Source organism: Sulfobacillus sp. hq2 (genome assembly GCF_002903155.1).
Classification (GTDB): domain Bacteria; phylum Bacillota; class Sulfobacillia; order Sulfobacillales; family Sulfobacillaceae; genus Sulfobacillus; species Sulfobacillus thermotolerans.
Map to the genome: position 1 here is coordinate 280,027 of NZ_NWUL01000047.1, position 17,202 is coordinate 297,228.

Consider the following 17,202-nt stretch of genomic DNA (forward strand, 5'->3'; position numbering starts at 1 on the left):
CCCTATAAAACTTTTGCCTGGTTGTGCAGCAGGCGTACCAATTCCTTCGCCGTTTCGGCAGGATCCCCACTGAGAATGGTGGGCTCTGGCCGTGTTGGTGGTTCAAATAACCGGTTAACCGTCACCCACGGTTGGGCCGGTAACGACAACGACTCTAAAGTGACCCGCCGCACTTCTTTCTTCTTGGCCTTCATAATATTGGGCAACGTCGGATAGCGCGGCTCGTTTAAACCCCGTTGAGCTGTCACAACGGCGGGATAGGGCAATTCCACAATCTCGCTCGCGCCTTCTAATTCGCGTTCCGCTCGCAGCCGTTTCGACGCTTCATCGACTTCTAGGTGAATCACCACCGTCACTTGTGGTAAGCCCAATCCCGCCGCAATCATAGGCCCAACCTGAGCGGAATCATCGTCAACCGCTTGTTTGCCCGTAATAATCAAATCAAATCCCTCTTGTTGGCAAATGGCGGCCAAGGCATGAGCCGCTGTCGCGGGTTCCACTGAGCCCTCAGTCGTAACAATGACAGCCCGGTCCGCTCCCATCGCCAGCGACTGGCGCACAGCCTCTTCCACGCGTGATGGTCCCAAAGCCAGAACCACCACTTCACCCCCATGCTTTTCTTTTATACGCAAGGCTTCTTCAATCGCAAATTCATCATAAGGATTAATAACCCATTTAATCCCTTCTTCGTGAATGCCTTGTCCGTCCGCACGAATTTGAATCTTCGTCGCGGTATCGGGCACCTGCTTCACGGTGACTAAAATTTTCATCGCTATCTCTCCCTTGCTCTTGAGTATCAGGTAAAGAGCGCCTCTTCCAGAGCCATCACTATAGTATCAATCAACAAAGATTCTTGACTAGGGAAAATTGTGCGCAGATCAAAAATTACCGAACCATGACTAATGCGTGCAATCACCGGCATCCGGGCGTATCTTAGGCGTTGTTCGAAACGCGGTACCACGCTGCCGTCTTGCGGCGTCACCCGGACAACAACCGAGGGAATATGGGTCCCAGGCATAGACCCTCCTCCAATTTGGGAAAAATCGGGAGCGGTATCAATGTCCACAGGGCCGCTTACGCGCTGGCGAAGCACCTGCGCCACGGCCGTGGCACGTTGCTGAAGGGTATCCACCGTTTGGGTCATCATGTGCCACAGTGGCAACTCTACAGCGCGCCCTTCCAAATACCACCGAATGGTCCCCTCTAAAGCGCTCAACGTCATTTTATCGACCCGAACGGCCCGAGCCAACGGATATTTTTTCAGCCGGTCAATAATCGCCGCCTTCCCCACAATAATGCCGGCCTGCGGTCCCCCAAGCAGCTTATCGCCCGAAAAGGTGACGATATCAACTCCAGCGCCCACAACCTCTTTGACGCTAGGCTCGACCACATCCTCCAGCCGCAGCGGATCAATCACGCCACTTCCTAGATCTTCCATCACCACAATCCCATATTCACGACCAATGCGAACAAGATCAGCCGTGGATAACCCTTGGGTAAATCCAATCACACGAAAATTTGACTGATGGACCTTAAGCAGCATGCCCGTGTTGGTGTTAATCGCGCCAATATAATCGCGCGCATGCGTCTTATTCGTCGCCCCCACTTCGCGCAAAATCGCACCCGACAAGGCCATCACCTCGGGAATGCGAAAAGAACCGCCAATTTCCACCAATTCTCCCCGGGACACCACCACTTCTTGGCCCCGAGCCAATGCCGACAACGCCATCAAAACGGCAGCCGCATTATTATTGACCACCATCGCGGCCTCGCCGCCTACCAGGTCCGCCAAAACCCCTGCCACATGATCATGGCGCGAGCCCCGGCGCCCGGCTTCCACTTCATATTCCAAGGTCGAATATTGGGTCGCAACGTCCTTTACCATCTCCATAATCTCAACCGGTAACGGAGAACGCCCTAAATTCGTATGGATAAGGACCCCTGTAGCATTAATCACCGGTTTGAGGTGCGGAATGGCCCACTCTTCGGCCTTATGCAAAATGTTTTGAACAATTATGGGCACGGGCGGCGGCAACTGTCCTTGTACCGCCTCTTGTCGTAACTCGTCCAGTACCACGTCCATCGCCCGCCGGACCCAATAACGGGACACAGGCAAAGGGTTTGGCATGGCTTGCCATATTTTTTGCGCTGCAGGAATTTGTCTGCGAATATCTGGGTCTTGCATATTGTCCGGCCACACTCCTACGCAAGGCCGCCACAAGGCGGCCTTGTCTTTGCGGTTTTAATGCATCTTCTGGTGCTCTGGGGAGACTGGAGGAACCGGCGAAGTGATCATACCCAGTGACGAATCTATCACTAGGTAGCCTTGAGACTCGAATAGGTCGTCAGCATTCATGTCATAGAGAAACACGGCCTCATTACGCACCTTACCGGGTTTGCGTTGAGATGCGAACTCCATTCATAACGCCTCCTCTCCTCTATTCAGCAGGGTTAACAGAAAACCCAGTCCCCTCTTCTATTGTACCCTGTGCGCCCCTCTTCCCCCTAACGCTCTTGCGCCCAGCGGGCCATATCAGGCGCGAAGTAGGTGATAATCATGTCAGCGCCCGCGCGTTTGATGCTCACTAATGATTCTTCAATCACGCGACGTTCTTCCAGCCATCCCAATTGTCCGGCCGCCTTGATCATGGCAAATTCTCCCGACACTTGGTAAGCCGCCACTGGCACTCTGACCGCTTTTTTGACATCAGACAGCACATCCAAATACGGCATCGCCGGCTTCACAATGACCATGTCCGCCCCTTCTTCTAAATCCAGCAACACCTCTTTTAAGGCCTCTTGGCGATTGGCCGGGTCCATTTGGTAAGCCCGCCGATCACCAAAGGTCGGGGTATTCTCTGCGGCTTCGCGAAAGGGCCCGTAAAAACCCGACGCATATTTGGCCGCATAAGACATAATCGGCACCTGTTCAAAGCCAGCAGCGTCCAAGGCGCGACGTATAGCGCCCACCCGCCCATCCATCATATCCGAAGGCGCTACCACCGTGGCCCCGGCCCGCGCTTGGACGACAGCCGTACGAGCTAAGACATCAATCGTCGCGTCATTGTCCACAATCTCTCCATGCAATAGGCCACAATGACCATGGTCCGTATATTCACATAAACACAAATCGGCAATCAAGGTCGCGTCGGGAAGCCGTTCGTGAACCGCCTGCAGCGCACGCTGGACAATCCCATCAGGACTATAGGCTTCGGATCCTTGCGCATCCTTATGGCTGGGAATGCCGAAGAAGAGAAAAGCATGCACACCTAATGCATAGACCTCTTCAAGATGAGCACATAAGGTATCTACCGACCACTGATAAATCCCTGGCATCGAGCTAATGGGTTCTTGAAGTCCTTGCCCGGGGCGAACAAAAACCGGATAAATTAATTGTTCGACGGCCACGCGTGTTTCACGCACCAATGCCCTTAGCCCTTCAGTTTGACGAAGACGTCTCGGACGTTCTATCGGAAACATAATGGAAATCACTCCTTAACGATGAGTTTGATAATGCCGCACCAACGCCTCAACCATGGCTTCCATAGAGGATGTCTCGGCCTCCAAGATTTCCCCCACGACATAGTGATGTAGTGTCCTTGTTGTTAAGGGGCCGATACTCACGGCTTGCGTTTGCCGCAACGCCTCGCGCAATTCGGGATGCGGTTCCCATAAATGCTCAACCGCCGACGATGCCGTATAAAACACAGCGTCGATGTCGTGAGCAGCTACCCGCTTAGCCACTGCAGGGCTTAAGGGCACTAGGAGATTTTGATAGAGGGCGATAGACGTGACCAATGCGCCCTGCTGCATAAGAAAGTCCTTGAGATAAGAGCGATTGAGGTTGCCGCCCGGAAGCAAAATGCCTTTGCCCAACAACGGTAAAGACGCCAAGCGCTCCGCCAGTCCCTCCTGACTATATTCTTCATCAGGCATAAGACTAGGGTAAATGCCGTAGTCTTGAACCGCAGCCGCAGTCTGCGGTCCGACTACAGCAATTTGCGCAGACAACTTACGAATGTCCAGGCGCAAGCGCCGCATCGCGGAAAAGAAGCGCGAGACGGCCTCTTGACTGGTAAAAATGACCCAGTCAAACCGTTCTAAATGCGTGATTGCTTCGTCCACCGCTTCCCATGATACGGGATCGGTAACAGCCGACACCGGTGCGAGTAAGACCGTAGCGCCATACTCCTCAAGTCGTTCGCGGGCCCGAGCCGCCGCGCGGCCGGCCCTTAAGAGCATGACGGTACGACCCGCTAGGGGCCTGCGGGAAAACCACAATGAAGGAGCAACAGACGCGGGGGTTTTGACAGTCAACCAGGCCTTAAAATCCATTTCGTCATTGCCTATCTGCCTCCATTGCCCAGGCGCCCTATATGCCCAAGTTGTCGTGTCAGCTGAAAGGGTATACGTCGCTATCTGCAGGTGTTGCGCAGGCTCCACCGCTTCAAGCGGTTTCGCGAGGGTAAAGCCTTCGGTATCCAACACGGCCGTCATGCGCCAAATCCCTGGCACAACCGCCCCCAATTGCCTGCGCTCTTGCACCAAAGTCACCCATGTCGGCAACAAGGGATGGTGAGCAGGAGATTCGGGCACCAGAACCGCCACCGTCCGGTCCTGGTCCGTCCAGTGCTTTAAACGAGAGATGACCTCATCCGCTGTGATATGTTCTGCCTGTGCTGGCCACGGCCACTCGCCTTCCGGCACTGCTTGATCCGTAACTAATGCCACATCCACGCGCGCAAGGATATCCCAGCCTTGTTGGGTTATCCACCGCACGCCAGCTGGGCCCGCCCCGATAAAATATACCCTAGCCACCACACACCCCCCTCTAGAGCAATTTTAAGGCACCTTGTTCTATCAGACGCTGTCCTGCTTCGCGCCCAATCCGTTCCGGGTCAGCCACATCGCCCTGAACATCAGCAACAAGAATATGTTCGCCTTGAAGATCACCCACTTTTGCACGCATCCGCAGGACATGCGAATCCACAAGTTCGGCATAGGCGCCAAAAGGAATTTGGCAGCCGCCGCCGAGTTGCGCTAAACAGGCGCGCACCGCCCGCGCACGCAAGGCCGCTTGTTCATCATTGAGTGAGGCGAGTAACTGTTGAATAGGTTCGTTATCACGGCGTATTTCGGCCGCCAAGACTCCTTGGCCCGGGCTCGGCACAAACGTCCAAGGGTCCATGTAACTGGCGATCATGTCCTGCCAGTGCAATCGGTGAACGCCTGCAGCCGCTAATATCAAGCCGTCCCAGCCTTGGGACTTCCATTTCTCGACGCGAGTCTGCAAATTGCCTCGGACCGGCACAATTTCTAAATCGGGGCGCATGGCGGACAAAAACGCCTTGCGGCGCAAACTGGAGGTGCCAATCACCGCCCCCGAAGGAAGTGTCTCCCAAGTAAGGTGTGGCGCCGCAATCAAGACATCGCGTGGATCTTCCGGCAAGAGATAGGCGCCAATCGTCAAGTCCTCCATCAGGGTAGTCGGCAAGTCTTTAAGCGAGTGCACAGCCAAGTCAATCGTCCCGGCAATCAGCGCATTTTCAAGCTCCGTGGTAAAAAGCCCTTTATCGCCAATCGCGTCCAAGGCCCGATCAAGGATTTTATCGCCCTTCGTTTCAAAGAGGACAAGTTCGCACGCCACACCCGCATCCGTAATTAAACGCACCACCTGTTCTGCCTGCGCTGTTGCCAAAGTGCTAGCGCGTGACCCTACTTTGAGCATCGTTTCTTTTGCCTTCTTTCTGCCTTCAAATCCCCATGCTTTTAATAAAATGCTCCGTGGGAGAGACTCCCCACGAGAAAGACGTCTACCAAAATCAAGACAAACGCCAGCATAAGATACACCGCAGCCCGGTGTCCTTGCCAACCCCATTGCCGAAGCGCGACATATAGCGCATAGATTACCCACACAATGACCGTCGACACGGCACGAAGCCCCATCCGGCTCCCAGTCGGCACCAAAAATCCCGCACCTAACGCCATTGTCAACAATGCGAGTCCGAGCCACACCAACCGGGCACTGACCATATCCATCACGTCGAGGGAAGGCAATTGATAATAGAAGACGCGAACTTTCTTCCATTTAAGCTCCCGCTCTTTTTCAAAATACATGACACTAAACACTGCGGCAATTAAAAAGGCCACGTATGCCGCCATGGAGGCGATGGAGGATACAAGAACCGTGGACGTGCCGGGCGTTCTCGGTAGCACCTGCCCTCCCAACCATACCACAACCACCACAGGCATTAAAAATCCCCCAAGCGGCCATGTGGGACGAAGCCGTTGATAGAAGACAAATGCCACAATGGACAGCCAAACGAATCCGGCTGTCCAGTCATACATCGTGGTGATAGGCCATAGCCCCCGTTGAAAACCCTCACGGACCAGCCATGCGGTCTGTGCCCCCCAGCCCACAGCTAAACTCGAAAAAGCCCAGCGTTTCCACTGGGCATCATATAAAGCGGCCACAAATGCGGCCGCTGCTATCATGTATCCTAAAAAGGTTACGGCTAACAGCGCTTCCACCGGTATCCCCGCCCTAGTTTACCGCTCTGGTTCGAGCGCCACACCTTGCATCGGGACAGTGGAGGGCTCGTTGGACTCCGTCAGCTTAAACAGTTCGCGCACGGCATCAATATGATTTTGCTTGTCCCCTTCGGCTGCCCAGGAGCGCATAGTCACCATAGCATCATTAAGAAACTTATTGAGGATAAGCCGTGTCGTATCAGCCACAACGGCCTTTTCCTCAGCAGACAAGTGCGGCAAACGGTTCATAGCCTTCTCCAACTCAGCCGTGCGAATGGCATCGGCCTTGGAACGCAGCTGGCGAATAACGGGCCCCACTTCCGATGCCGCCAATTCTTCTTTCAAAGAACGGATCTCCTCCTGGATAATGCGCTCGACTTTCACGGCTTCTTTTTGCCGTTGTGCCAAATTTGCTTGCACAACCGCCTCCACATCATCGACATCATACAAAAAGATTCCCGCCCCTAATTTAGCAATGGCCGGGTCGATATTGCGAGGCACAGATAAGTCAAAGAGAAACCGCAACTTCTGGGTGTTTCCCCGAATTGCCGTGCGTACCATGGTTTCGTCAAGTAAAAACCCCGACGCATTCGTGGCCGTAACAACAATATCCGCTCCACGCAATAGTTGTGGGAGAGCTGCCATATCCGCATAGTCGGCGCCCAATTCCTCTGCTAATTCTTGCGCCTTGGCAACCGTACGATTGACCAGCGTCAACCTGCCCACACCCGCTGATGTTAAATGACGGCCCACCAGCGTTCCCATTTCACCCGAACCAATCACCAGGGCATGCGTCTTATGAATATCCTCAAACACCTTGCGTGCCAATTCCACCACGGCATGCCCCATCGACAGCGCATTATGACTAATGCCCGTTTCGGCATGGGCTCTTTTACCGACGGTCAGGGTATAGCGAAATAGACGGTGCAGGGCTTTGGCCGCACCATAGCGCTGCGATACCTCATAAGCCGCTTTGACCTGCCCCAGGATTTGTGTTTCGCCCAAAACCATTGAATCCAGCCCCGCTGCCACCCGAAAGAGATGATCGAATGCCCGGTCATCTGCATACCAAAACACTGCATCGACAAATTCACTCTGATCGACGCCAACAATCTTCGCCCACCATTTCACCATTGCGGCATAAGACACATTTCCGGCGACATATATTTCTGTGCGATTGCACGTCGACAAAATGACCACGCCTTGATTACCATGCAACTCACCGAGTCGCTGATATGCATCAGCAATTAACTCCGGCGTGAGCCCCACCCGAGCGCGTATCTTTAGCGATGCAGTTTTGTGATTAATTCCGACAACCTGTATCTGCATCCAAGCCACCTCAAATCTAGCGTGACCGTATTCTGGCAAACCTATGTGCCGATCACTATTTCTCTCATCATAACACGTTCATCGGCTATGAACGCATCCAATATTAAAAAATCAAAGGAAGTTTAACCGAAATTAAACAACATTAAGCATTCACTATACTAGATACGGCAACCAAGTGTTCGCCATAGCCTTTTAGGCCACTCATCATCGCGACCTAGGGCTATCGTTGTAAAATAAAAGCTTCTTCAAGCGTCATCCCTAAGAGCAGCACGCCGGCTATAAATTTGGCTCCTGGCTGCCTTTTGCCTCCCAGTACCCGATTCACATAAGAATACGCTAAATCCATATGGGCCGCCAGGTCACGTTCGGACCATCCTCGTTGTTCCATATAATTCCTCATTGCCGGTATATTTACTGTTAACGTAGCCATGACAATCCCTCTTTTACCTTTTTGGCAAAATCATAGCCCAGATTTGCTATTTTGGCAATTTTCTTAGGCAGCACGGGAGTTGCCTACAGGCAACGAATTGAGTAGGATAGGGATGATACCGTACGGACAAAGGAGGGCTGGTGATGCGTTTTGGGCATTTTCTACGATCCAGGCGACAAGCCTGCCATCTATCCTTGGTGGAACTGGCTCGTCTGAGCCGCACCAGCCCTTCGTACCTCTCGCGCGTCGAACGTGGACTCAGGGAACCTCCCCGCCCCGCTATTTTAGGTCGTTTAGCCGATGCCCTCGACTTACCCTATGAACAATTAATGCAACAAGCCGGCTACCTCACGCCGCATTTACAAGAAGAATCCGCTCCCTACGGGATACAGCCGGACGAATGGGCCGAAGCACTCGCCACCTTGTCAGAGGATGATTGGGCCGATGTCCGGGCCCTTATACAAAACAAAGTGGCCCGAAGAAAACAAGGCCACTCGTCTTAATAGGGATATCCTGTCAAGCCGTTACGACATTACGGAACGGACGGCCTCCGCGACTTGCCATGGCATCGTCACCACTTCCGCACCATGCGCGCGCAGCGCTTGCTCTTTGCTCTCCAAAGTGCCGCGTCCACGCTCAATGATAGCCCCTGCATGGCCCATGCGTTTTCCCGAAGGAGCTGCCCGGCCCGCTAAATATGCGACCACAGGCTTGCCCAATGTCTCAAGATATTCCGCTGCTTCTTCTTCGGCGCTGCCTCCAATTTCACCAACCATTACCACCGCTTTGGTGTCGGGATCCTGGCGAAAATGCTCGAGCACCGTAATAAAGGTCTGACCCACCACCGGGTCGCCCCCCATCCCTACCACCGTGGATTGCCCCAGTTGCGCATTGGTCAGACTAAACGCAATTTCGTAGCTAAGGGTCCCTGAGCGCGCCACGACGCCAATCGGACCCGGTTGATAAATATGGTTCGGCATAATCCCCATTTTCGTGTGTTCACCCGGGGAAATAATCCCAAAGGTATTCGGGCCAATAACCGTCGCACCCAGCGCTTTGGCGCGCGCCACAATATCAATGGAATCTTGCACGGGAATGTGTTCAGGAATCATGACCAGCAAACGAATACCATTTTCCAAGGCTTCAAATGCCGCATCCTTCGCATAGGGTGCCGGCACAAAAACAATGGATGCATCGGCTTTGGTGGCATCCACAGCTTGGCGCACGGTGTCAAACACCGGAACCCCTTCCACCATTTGTCCGGATTTGGTCGGCGAAATCCCACCCACCACCCGGGAGCCAAAGGCGAGCATTTGGCGCGTATGAAATCGTCCTTGATTCCCTGTAATGCCTTGGACAATAATGCGCGTGTCCTGCGTGAGCAAAATAGACATTACATCGCCTCCTTTGCGAGGCGCACCGCTTGTTCCGCGGCTTCAGCCATTTCCGAATACGCTTCGATACCCGCTGCTTTCAAGAGGGCCACCCCTTCTTTTTCATTGGTCCCCACTAAGCGCACGACCAATGGTACGGGAATCCCCGTGGTTTGTTTCACTTGCAAAATTGCGGAAGCCACATCATCACACCGGGTAATGCCCCCAAAGATATTGACCAAAATGGCTTTGGGATGCATCGAGACTAACACCCCGAGCGCTTCTGCTGTAGGACCTACTGAAGCTCCTCCCCCCGCATCCAAAAAGTTTGCTGGCCTTCCGCCAAAATGTTGAATAGCGTCTAACGTGGCCATGGCCATACCGGCGCCATTGGCCATGACGGCAATATCGCCATCGAGCTCGACATAGGCTAGGCCAATTTCATGCACTTTGCGCTCCAATGCTGATCCCTCGTCAACCACCGTCACATCTTTGTGGCGATAGAGCGCACTGTCATCCAAGTTCAAGCGGGCATCGGCCGCCACTAAGTGCCCATCCACAACCGCAAGCGGATTGATTTCCACTAATTCGGCGTCCTTCTCGCGGTAAATCTGATAGAGCTTGACCACCAAGTCGGCAAACTCTTTAAAAATGGTGCCCTCCAATCCTAACGCGGCAGCTACTTCTCTCCCAAAGTATGGCAAGACGCCAACCGCGGGATCCACATAAGCTTTCACAATCTGGTCGTCGGCCACATCTTCAATTTCCATCCCACCCGCTAAAGAGGCCATGACCAGGGGTTTTTTGGCATTGCGATCGGTTGTCACGGAAATATACAGCTCCCGCTCAATCGCCAGCTTGCTTTCTGCGTACAGCAGTTCGACGGTATACCCCTTAAGGTCCATCCCCAACATGTCCTGGGCCACACGACGTCCTTCTTCAGGAGTTTGGGCAAAGCGAATGCCCCCTGCTTTGCCCCGGCCTCCCACTAAGACCTGCGCCTTCAAAGCAGCCGGCCCAATGGTTGCCACCGCCTCCGCCCCGTCCTCAGGAGTACGAACAAGCTGACCCGGGGGAATAGGTATGCCGTAGGCTTTTAATGTGCCTTTGGCTAGATATTCATATTGCTTCACGCGGCACCCTCCTTTTATCCCATGTGTTCTCTTTTGACTTTCACTAACCACAATGCCCTACCCTGACATCCTTGGGATCTCAACTAGACAAAAATTGATGACCTAGACGTAAGGAATATCACAAGGTCAATGGGAACGCTCCCCACCTCGTGGGCGTAAGGGTTCTGTCACGAGTGGGGCGCGGGAAGTCAAGCCTTTGTGCTTGTTCGCCACGCCCCATCCTCATAGTCCCCCTTGGATAGGAGGCATCGCTCACAAATTCTAATAGTTCAGCATGGATAGCGGCTTACGCACAGAGGCGACAGACTTGGCAAAAGCTTGGCGCTCTTCTTCTGTGAATTCCACTTCGAGCACTTTTTCTATGCCATTGCCGCCCACAATGGCGGGAACTCCGACAAAGATATCGTGCTCGCCATATTCGCCATTCAAGTAGCTAATCACCGGAATCACCCGGCGCTCATCTTTGAGCATGGCTTCCACCATCTCCGCCAGCGACGAAGCCGGCGCATAAAAGGCTGAGATTTTCATGAGATTCAGCACTTCGCCACCACCGGTGCGCGTGCGCTGGACGATTTGGGCGATAGTGTCGGCTGGCAGCAATTTTTCGATCGGAATGCCGCCGACGGAAGAATAGCGCACGAGCGGCACCATATCGTCACCATGACCGCCCATCACAAACGCCGTCACATCTTTGGGCGACACATTTAACGCATCCGCTAAGAACGCACGGAATCGGGCAGAATCCAGTACACCTGCTTGCCCAATGACCCGGTGATAAGGGAACCCGCTAGCTTTTTGGGCAACGTACGCCATCACATCCGCGGGGTTGCTCAAGACCACCAGCAACGCATTAGGGGAAAGCTTCGCGGCTTTTTCAACCACTTGATAGACAATCTCCGCATTGACTTTCAAGAGGTCGTCACGGCTCATGCCGGGCTTACGCGGCATGCCCGCGGTCACCACAATAATATCGGAGTCTGCCGTGGCATCATAATCATTAGAGCCCGTCACTTTGAGACTAAAACGCTCAATGGGTCCGGCTTCCCAAATATCTAGCGCTTTCCCCTCAGGAATCCCTTCAGCCACATCAACCAGGACAATATCGCCCATTTCTTTCAAGGCCATGACATGCGCAGTCGTAGCTCCTGTAGCTCCGGCCCCGATAATGGTAATTTTGTGCCTTTTGAACATTCTGATCACCCCTTGGTCTGTTTTAAAATCGGCTGATGATGGCGTCGGCAAACTGCGATGTTTTCAGTTCCGTCGCCCCTTCCAATTGCCTTGCCAAGTCGTAGGTCACCGTCTTCGCTTGAATTGTCTCCTCGAGCCCCCGGACGATCAAATCCGCCGCTTCATCCCAATGCAAATGCTGCAGCATCATCACTGCCGACAAAATAAGTGAGCCCGGATTGACTTTGTCCAAGTTGGCATATTTCGGGGCTGTCCCGTGAGTGGCCTCGAACACAGCAATTTCATCAGACATATTGTTTCCCGGTGCCATGCCTACACCGCCCACTTGCGCCGCCAACCCGTCAGACAGATAATCGCCATTGAGGTTGGGGGTCGCAATAACGTCAAATTCCTTAGGCCTGAGCAAGACTTGCTGAAAAGTAATATCGGCGATGCGGTCCTTCAGCACAATCTTCCCCTCGGGCTGCTTGCCGCCGTACTCGCTGTAGAGGACATCTTCGGTAATTACGATATCAGGGAACTCGCGCGCAGCGAGTTGATACCCATAGTCACGAAATGCTCCTTCTGTGAACTTCATAATATTCCCTTTATGCATCAACGTCACGGAACGGCGGTGGTGCTCAATCGCATATTGAATCGCACTGCGTATGAGGCGTTCACTGCCAAAGCGCGTAATGGGCTTAATGCCAATACCCGCTAATTCATCAATATGTTTCGAAGTTTCCTTGTTGATAAACGCGATAATCTTTTGGGCTTCTTCGGAGCCCGCTGGCCATTCCACACCGGCATAGACATCTTCCGTATTTTCGCGAAAAATGACCATATCGACCCATTCAGGGTGCACCACCGGCGACGGAACTCCGGGCACATAACGGACGGGTCGAACACAGGCGTATAAGTCAAGTTCTTGACGCAATGTGACATTTAAACTGCGAATGCCTCCGCCAACGGGAGTCGTCAGCGGTCCTTTAATCCCCACTTTGTATTCGCGGAACATGTCCAACGTTTTGGCAGGCAACCATTCTCCCACTTGCGTATGGGCTTTCTCGCCCGCTAGGACTTCCACCCAGTGGATTTGTCTCTGGCCTTGATAACTGGCTTTAACAGCGGCATCAACCACCCGCACCGTGGCGCGCCAAATATCTGGCCCAATGCCATCTCCCTCGATATACGGGATGATGGGATCGTTGGGCACCATAATTTTCCCATTGTGATACACAATGGCATGACCTTGTTCCATTGGCCCTCTCCCCTTCCTCGATTGCTCTCTTATGATCGCACAAATTTGGCGAGGGACTCAAGGATCGTTGATAAGTTCAACAAATTTCATTGTTTTGAATTGATTTGACAGATTTCGAACGCCGCGACACCCGTCCGAAGTGGCGAGATTCCTTCCCCCCACAAGATTTCTCGAAGCGGCACACTTGACACGGACTGCCCCACTCCACCACTGCTGCAGCCCCGCACCGAGGACATCGGCCAACTCCTCGCGACAGAGGATATCCGCATTGACGACACGAGGATCCTAAAGACGTTGGCGCCATTCTCATCACCTCATCTTCATCCTATGCCGCTCCCCATTAAATGGGTCCAAAGCGCGCGACCAATCCGCCTACGACCAAGGCCAGAGCAATGGATCCACCCCAAATGGCTGCCCCTTGCATCCAGCCTCGCTCTTTTAAGATGACCAAGGTCGAAGCCATACAAGGAACAAATAGCGTCAGGGTCACAGCCCCTGTCAAAATCTGATGCGGAGTCAACCCTAACTGATAAAATCCTGCGGCTCCAAAATCCCGGCGAATAAAGCCCAACACAAAGGGCTGGACCGCTTGCGCTGGCAACCCCAACCAATAACGCATCACGGGGGCCAAAGTCCGGTCCAACCAAGGCAAAAACCCAAAAATGTCCCCGAGTTCCACCATTGCGGATCCCCATAAGAACAAAGGTCCCGCCTCCCTAAGAAACTCTAGGACTTTTGTTTGTGTTTTCCAGACAACATTGCTCAACTGAGGGACGCTTAAACGCGGCAAATCCAACAGTAATGGGGTAGGACGGCCCGGCAACGACCGATCTAAGACCGTTCCCACGGCCACAAATAATCCCGTAATAATCAGCACATAGCTTAGGGCATAAGGCCATCCAATGCCGCTTAGCAGCCCGATGATGACGCCCATTTGCGCAGAGCACGGAATCGTCCACGCTAACAAAATGGTGGCAATCGTGCGCTCCCGCTGAGTCTCCAACACACGCGTCGTCAGTGTTGCCATCGTCACACATCCAAATCCCAGCACCAATGGAATGACCGCACGACCATTGAGGCCCAGACGCAAAAACCAACGATCCAGCACTGTCGCTAACCGCGGCAAGTACCCACTATCTTCCAGCAAGGCCAGCAGGAGGTAAAAGCCTGTGACTAAGGGCAGCAAAAGGGCCACAATATAGAGCAAGCCCGCCGAAACAATGCCATATTGGCCCATCAGCAGCCGGTACGGCAAAGACGTCCTGGGCACGACACTCCCAATGAGATGTCCTATAAAGGGCACAACCCACTGCATCGTGACACCTTGTAAAAAATTGACCACCGTTCCTGCCACAACCGTGCCCACAAAATAGTACACCAGAATTGAGAGAACCCCCGCACTGGCCAAGCCCCCCCACGGACTTAACAAAACGCGGTCAAGCCATTGCTCCAAAGCGGGTGTGCCCCGCCCGGGGCGATATACGGCAGCCGCTATGCGGTCTGCCCGCTCACGGCGTTCAATATAGCGCCGTTCTCGCTCTCCGGGTTCAGGGCCCGTGCCCACTTGACGCCGCAGTTCCTTGTCTTCTTCATACCACAAGACCGCCTCCAATGAAGACAGATGCCACGTTTCAGACACGGCCCACTGGGGGTCAATTACGGGGGGCTCCAAGCGTGTATCGAGCAGACTTTTCAAGACAGCGATATTGCGCCCTTGAACAGCAGCAACGCCAACAACCGGCACTTTGAGTTCTTCTTCGAGACGAGCCGTGTCGACAAAGCCTCCTTGCGCCGCGACTTGATCCATCATGTTGACGACGACGATGACACAAAATCCCGCATCGAGCAGTTGCAGGGTCAAAAATAAGTCGCGCGATAAATGGGTCCCATCCACCACATTGACCACAAGATCGGCGTTCTTTAAGGCTTCTACGGTAATTCGCTCTTCTTCCGTCCACCGACTCAGTCCATAGACCCCAGGCGTGTCCACTACCAGATCGTCTCCGACCACCGATTCAAACATTTGTACGGTGCTTCCGGGGAAATTGGAAACTTCCACATAACGCCCTGTAAGTTTTTGAAACACCACAGATTTTCCCACATTGGGGTTGCCCACGAGAACAATTTTACGGCCTGGCATAGGTTTGTCCCTCCTAGGACAGACTATGACCAAAATATGGAAGGAAGAACTGCTGCCATGATTGAATTTCGCTTTGATCGCCATGTCTCGATAAGGACATTGAAACGTTTGTGGGATACGTGTTTAGACACGGCAGGGCGTGATCCCGAAAGCATCGATTTAGCCTGGCAGAACAGCGCCTACGTGGTACACGCCTGGCGGGGAGAGGACCTCATTGGCATGGCCCGTACCATTTCTGATGGACGTTATTTTGCTGCGGTCTGTGATGTCATTTGTGCCCCGGATGCTCCCCCCCATCTCGCATCACACCTCAAGCGTTTGGCAAAAGCCCCGTTTCAGCGCCGCGGTATGACCATTGTCTTGATTTCCCCACATCATGCTCCGTCCTCCGCGGTAAAAAAAAACGGACGATAACCGTACGTCTGTGCGAAGTCCATCACACCCCAATGCCTGATAAGTTCGGCACAATATAGGATTTGTTCCAAAGAGAAGCGGAATTTTTTTGCGCTGATCTTTGCGGCTTAAAGGCTTGTATAATAGCGATACGAATGAGACCTAGGACGGGCGAACCATGCGCACATCGTTGCTGCGGAAAAACATGCGACTATCATTGTGGCACGGCGCGTTCTTTACGGCGGCCACCACCATTGTCACAACATTTTTTCCTCTTTTTTTAATTGACTATCTTCATGCCAGCGCTCAGCTGGTCGGCTTGTCGAGCGCACTGCCGGCGCTGGCCGCACTCATCGCTAGTCTTGTCCTCATGGTACGGCTTCCCAAGACGCCCACCTTGCTATCATGGACGACCCATTCGTTTTTGGCGACGCGCCTTTCCTATTTATTGATTGCCGTAGCCCCCTGGCTAACGCCTCACCATGCCGCACTAGCAGCTGTCCTCATCCTCACGGTCGGCAATATCCCGCAGACTTGGGGCCTTATGGGATGGCAAACGATTATTGGCCACGCCATTCCTCCCTTAGTCCGGGAAAGTTTTTTCAGCTACCGTAGTATCGTGACAACCTTGGTCGCTTTAGTGGTCAGCCTCGTGACGGGGCTTATCACGCAGTGGGGAGGAAGTCATACTAGTCTCTTTCTCAAAGCCTTTTTTATCTTGGCAGCTGGCTTGGGCATTGCAGAGGTTATCACGCTCGCACGCCACCGTCTTCCAGTCCGGCCCCCGGCTGCCACTCCTGTCATCCCCCCGATTGCTTGGCGGGCCATTTGGCAGAATCCCGTCTTTGTTCGCTATCTCGTCCTCTCAGCGTTCTTTAATTTTGGTTGGCAAATGTCATGGCCGCTATTCAGCCTGTATCAAATCGGCCAGGCTCATGCCACCGCTTTGTGGCTGGGATTGTTCACCGTGGCCGCTTTAATCTCTCAAGCCATCAGTTTCCCAAGCTGGCGCGCTTTAGCCCGCCGCCAGGGAGGCATGCGGGCACTGGGAATATCCGCCTTGGGACTCGCCTCCGTTCCGTGGCTCACCGTTCTTTCACGCAACTTATGGATCTTAACCGGCGTTAACTTCGAAAGTGGCCTGTTTTTAAGTGGGGTGAATTTGCTGCTGTTTACCGAACTCCTCGCCCATATTCCCCCTGCCTACCGCACCCAATATATTGTCATGTACAACGTCGCCTTAGGCGCCGTCGCTTTTATTGCCCCGGAATTTGGCATTGTAGCGCTACATCAGTGGCATATGCACGGCGCCATGGTATTGTCCTCCATTTGGAGAGCGTGTGGCGCGATAACATTTTTGGCCATCGGTACAAGTGTCGAGCGCAAACGCGCTCAGATTGTGCGCCCCTAATAAAAGGCCAAGGGCTGGTCCCGCGGCTTAT

General features: G+C 53.5%; 17 protein-coding genes. 3 read left to right on the forward strand and 14 right to left on the reverse strand.

All coding sequences use genetic code 11. The features are described from left to right. Positions 1-2: 2 nt before the first annotated feature. From CO251_RS14830 to CO251_RS17270, 9 genes are all read right to left on the reverse strand, one after another. Positions 3-770 carry an electron transfer flavoprotein subunit beta/FixA family protein gene (locus CO251_RS14830; protein WP_103376576.1) on the reverse strand — a complete coding sequence of 256 codons (768 nt, stop codon included), beginning with the start codon at positions 768-770 and terminating at the stop codon, positions 3-5. Positions 771-796: 26 nt separating this feature from the next. After that, positions 797-2,185, reverse strand: coding sequence for an L-seryl-tRNA(Sec) selenium transferase (selA, locus tag CO251_RS14835; protein ID WP_103376577.1), 1,389 nt, complete (start codon positions 2,183-2,185; stop codon positions 797-799). A 57-nt stretch (positions 2,186-2,242) separates the two neighbouring features. After that, positions 2,243-2,419: a hypothetical protein gene (locus tag CO251_RS17560; RefSeq protein WP_173677119.1), complete on the reverse strand. Its 177-nt coding sequence runs from the start codon at positions 2,417-2,419 to the stop codon at positions 2,243-2,245. Between the two features lie 86 nt (positions 2,420-2,505). Continuing rightward, a complete protein-coding gene (hemB, locus tag CO251_RS14840) occupies positions 2,506-3,480 on the reverse strand; it encodes a porphobilinogen synthase (protein ID WP_103376578.1) in 975 nt (324 codons plus the stop codon). Positions 3,481-3,495: 15 nt separating this feature from the next. Beyond that, on the reverse strand, positions 3,496-4,818 hold the full coding sequence (locus tag CO251_RS14845) for a uroporphyrinogen-III synthase (protein ID WP_103376579.1): 1,323 nt from the start codon (positions 4,816-4,818) through the stop codon (positions 3,496-3,498). Positions 4,819-4,831: 13 nt separating this feature from the next. Beyond that, positions 4,832-5,728 (reverse strand): hydroxymethylbilane synthase, encoded by an 897-nt coding sequence (hemC, locus tag CO251_RS14850; RefSeq protein WP_103376580.1) that lies wholly within the window; start codon positions 5,726-5,728, stop codon positions 4,832-4,834. 41 nt (positions 5,729-5,769) lie between these two features. Beyond that, complete coding sequence (gene ccsA, locus CO251_RS14855) at positions 5,770-6,531, reverse strand: cytochrome c biogenesis protein CcsA (RefSeq protein WP_103376581.1); 762 nt, start codon at positions 6,529-6,531, stop codon at positions 5,770-5,772. An 18-nt stretch (positions 6,532-6,549) separates the two neighbouring features. Then, positions 6,550-7,860 (reverse strand): glutamyl-tRNA reductase, encoded by a 1,311-nt coding sequence (gene hemA / locus CO251_RS14860; protein WP_103376582.1) that lies wholly within the window; start codon positions 7,858-7,860, stop codon positions 6,550-6,552. A 220-nt stretch (positions 7,861-8,080) separates the two neighbouring features. Beyond that, positions 8,081-8,248 (reverse strand): helix-turn-helix transcriptional regulator, encoded by a 168-nt coding sequence (locus CO251_RS17270; RefSeq protein WP_146039104.1) that lies wholly within the window; start codon positions 8,246-8,248, stop codon positions 8,081-8,083. Positions 8,249-8,433: 185 nt separating this feature from the next. On the opposite strand from CO251_RS17270, the gene CO251_RS14865 reads away from it, so the two are divergent. Continuing rightward, positions 8,434-8,793 carry a helix-turn-helix domain-containing protein gene (locus CO251_RS14865; protein ID WP_103376583.1) on the forward strand — a complete coding sequence of 120 codons (360 nt, stop codon included), beginning with the start codon at positions 8,434-8,436 and terminating at the stop codon, positions 8,791-8,793. A gap of 21 nt (positions 8,794-8,814) precedes the next feature. On the opposite strand, the gene sucD is transcribed toward CO251_RS14865, so the two are convergent. The 5 genes from sucD to feoB form a co-directional block, all read right to left on the reverse strand. Next, complete coding sequence (sucD, locus tag CO251_RS14870) at positions 8,815-9,684, reverse strand: succinate--CoA ligase subunit alpha (protein ID WP_103376584.1); 870 nt, start codon at positions 9,682-9,684, stop codon at positions 8,815-8,817. Further along, a complete protein-coding gene (gene sucC, locus CO251_RS14875) occupies positions 9,684-10,796 on the reverse strand; it encodes an ADP-forming succinate--CoA ligase subunit beta (protein ID WP_103376585.1) in 1,113 nt (370 codons plus the stop codon). Before sucC ends, sucD begins: the two co-directional genes overlap by 1 nt. 261 nt (positions 10,797-11,057) lie before the next feature. Beyond that, positions 11,058-11,987 (reverse strand): malate dehydrogenase, encoded by a 930-nt coding sequence (gene mdh, locus CO251_RS14880; protein ID WP_103376586.1) that lies wholly within the window; start codon positions 11,985-11,987, stop codon positions 11,058-11,060. A 22-nt stretch (positions 11,988-12,009) separates the two neighbouring features. After that, complete coding sequence (gene icd, locus CO251_RS14885; protein ID WP_103376587.1) at positions 12,010-13,227, reverse strand: isocitrate dehydrogenase (NADP(+)); 1,218 nt, start codon at positions 13,225-13,227, stop codon at positions 12,010-12,012. 340 nt (positions 13,228-13,567) lie between these two features. Beyond that, positions 13,568-15,367, reverse strand: a complete 1,800-nt coding sequence (gene feoB / locus CO251_RS14890; protein ID WP_103376588.1) for a ferrous iron transport protein B — start codon at positions 15,365-15,367, stop codon at positions 13,568-13,570. 57 nt (positions 15,368-15,424) lie between these two features. On the opposite strand from feoB, the gene CO251_RS14895 reads away from it, so the two are divergent. Continuing rightward, positions 15,425-15,781: a hypothetical protein gene (locus tag CO251_RS14895; RefSeq protein ID WP_103376589.1), complete on the forward strand. Its 357-nt coding sequence runs from the start codon at positions 15,425-15,427 to the stop codon at positions 15,779-15,781. A 157-nt stretch (positions 15,782-15,938) separates the two neighbouring features. After that, entirely contained in the window at positions 15,939-17,171 is a 1,233-nt protein-coding gene (locus tag CO251_RS14900; protein ID WP_103376590.1) for an MFS transporter, read from the forward strand. Positions 17,172-17,202: the final 31 nt, after the last annotated feature.

What these genes read in the sequence shown, in the direction of transcription:
- CO251_RS14895 (WP_103376589.1), top strand. Translation starts at nt 15,425, where the DNA reads ATGATTGAATTTCGCTTTGATCGCCATGTCTCGATAAGGACATTGAAA.
- CO251_RS14830 (WP_103376576.1), bottom strand. Translation starts at nt 770, where the DNA reads ATGAAAATTTTAGTCACCGTGAAGCAGGTGCCCGATACCGCGACGAAG.
- feoB (WP_103376588.1), bottom strand. Translation starts at nt 15,367, where the DNA reads ATGCCAGGCCGTAAAATTGTTCTCGTGGGCAACCCCAATGTGGGAAAA.
- hemA (WP_103376582.1), bottom strand. Translation starts at nt 7,860, where the DNA reads ATGCAGATACAGGTTGTCGGAATTAATCACAAAACTGCATCGCTAAAG.
- hemB (WP_103376578.1), bottom strand. Translation starts at nt 3,480, where the DNA reads ATGTTTCCGATAGAACGTCCGAGACGTCTTCGTCAAACTGAAGGGCTA.
- CO251_RS17560 (WP_173677119.1), bottom strand. Translation starts at nt 2,419, where the DNA reads ATGGAGTTCGCATCTCAACGCAAACCCGGTAAGGTGCGTAATGAGGCC.
- icd (WP_103376587.1), bottom strand. Translation starts at nt 13,227, where the DNA reads ATGGAACAAGGTCATGCCATTGTGTATCACAATGGGAAAATTATGGTG.
- mdh (WP_103376586.1), bottom strand. Translation starts at nt 11,987, where the DNA reads ATGTTCAAAAGGCACAAAATTACCATTATCGGGGCCGGAGCTACAGGA.
- CO251_RS14900 (WP_103376590.1), top strand. Translation starts at nt 15,939, where the DNA reads ATGCGCACATCGTTGCTGCGGAAAAACATGCGACTATCATTGTGGCAC.
- hemC (WP_103376580.1), bottom strand. Translation starts at nt 5,728, where the DNA reads ATGCTCAAAGTAGGGTCACGCGCTAGCACTTTGGCAACAGCGCAGGCA.
- selA (WP_103376577.1), bottom strand. Translation starts at nt 2,185, where the DNA reads ATGCAAGACCCAGATATTCGCAGACAAATTCCTGCAGCGCAAAAAATA.
- sucD (WP_103376584.1), bottom strand. Translation starts at nt 9,684, where the DNA reads ATGTCTATTTTGCTCACGCAGGACACGCGCATTATTGTCCAAGGCATT.
- CO251_RS17270 (WP_146039104.1), bottom strand. Translation starts at nt 8,248, where the DNA reads ATGGAACAACGAGGATGGTCCGAACGTGACCTGGCGGCCCATATGGAT.
- CO251_RS14865 (WP_103376583.1), top strand. Translation starts at nt 8,434, where the DNA reads ATGCGTTTTGGGCATTTTCTACGATCCAGGCGACAAGCCTGCCATCTA.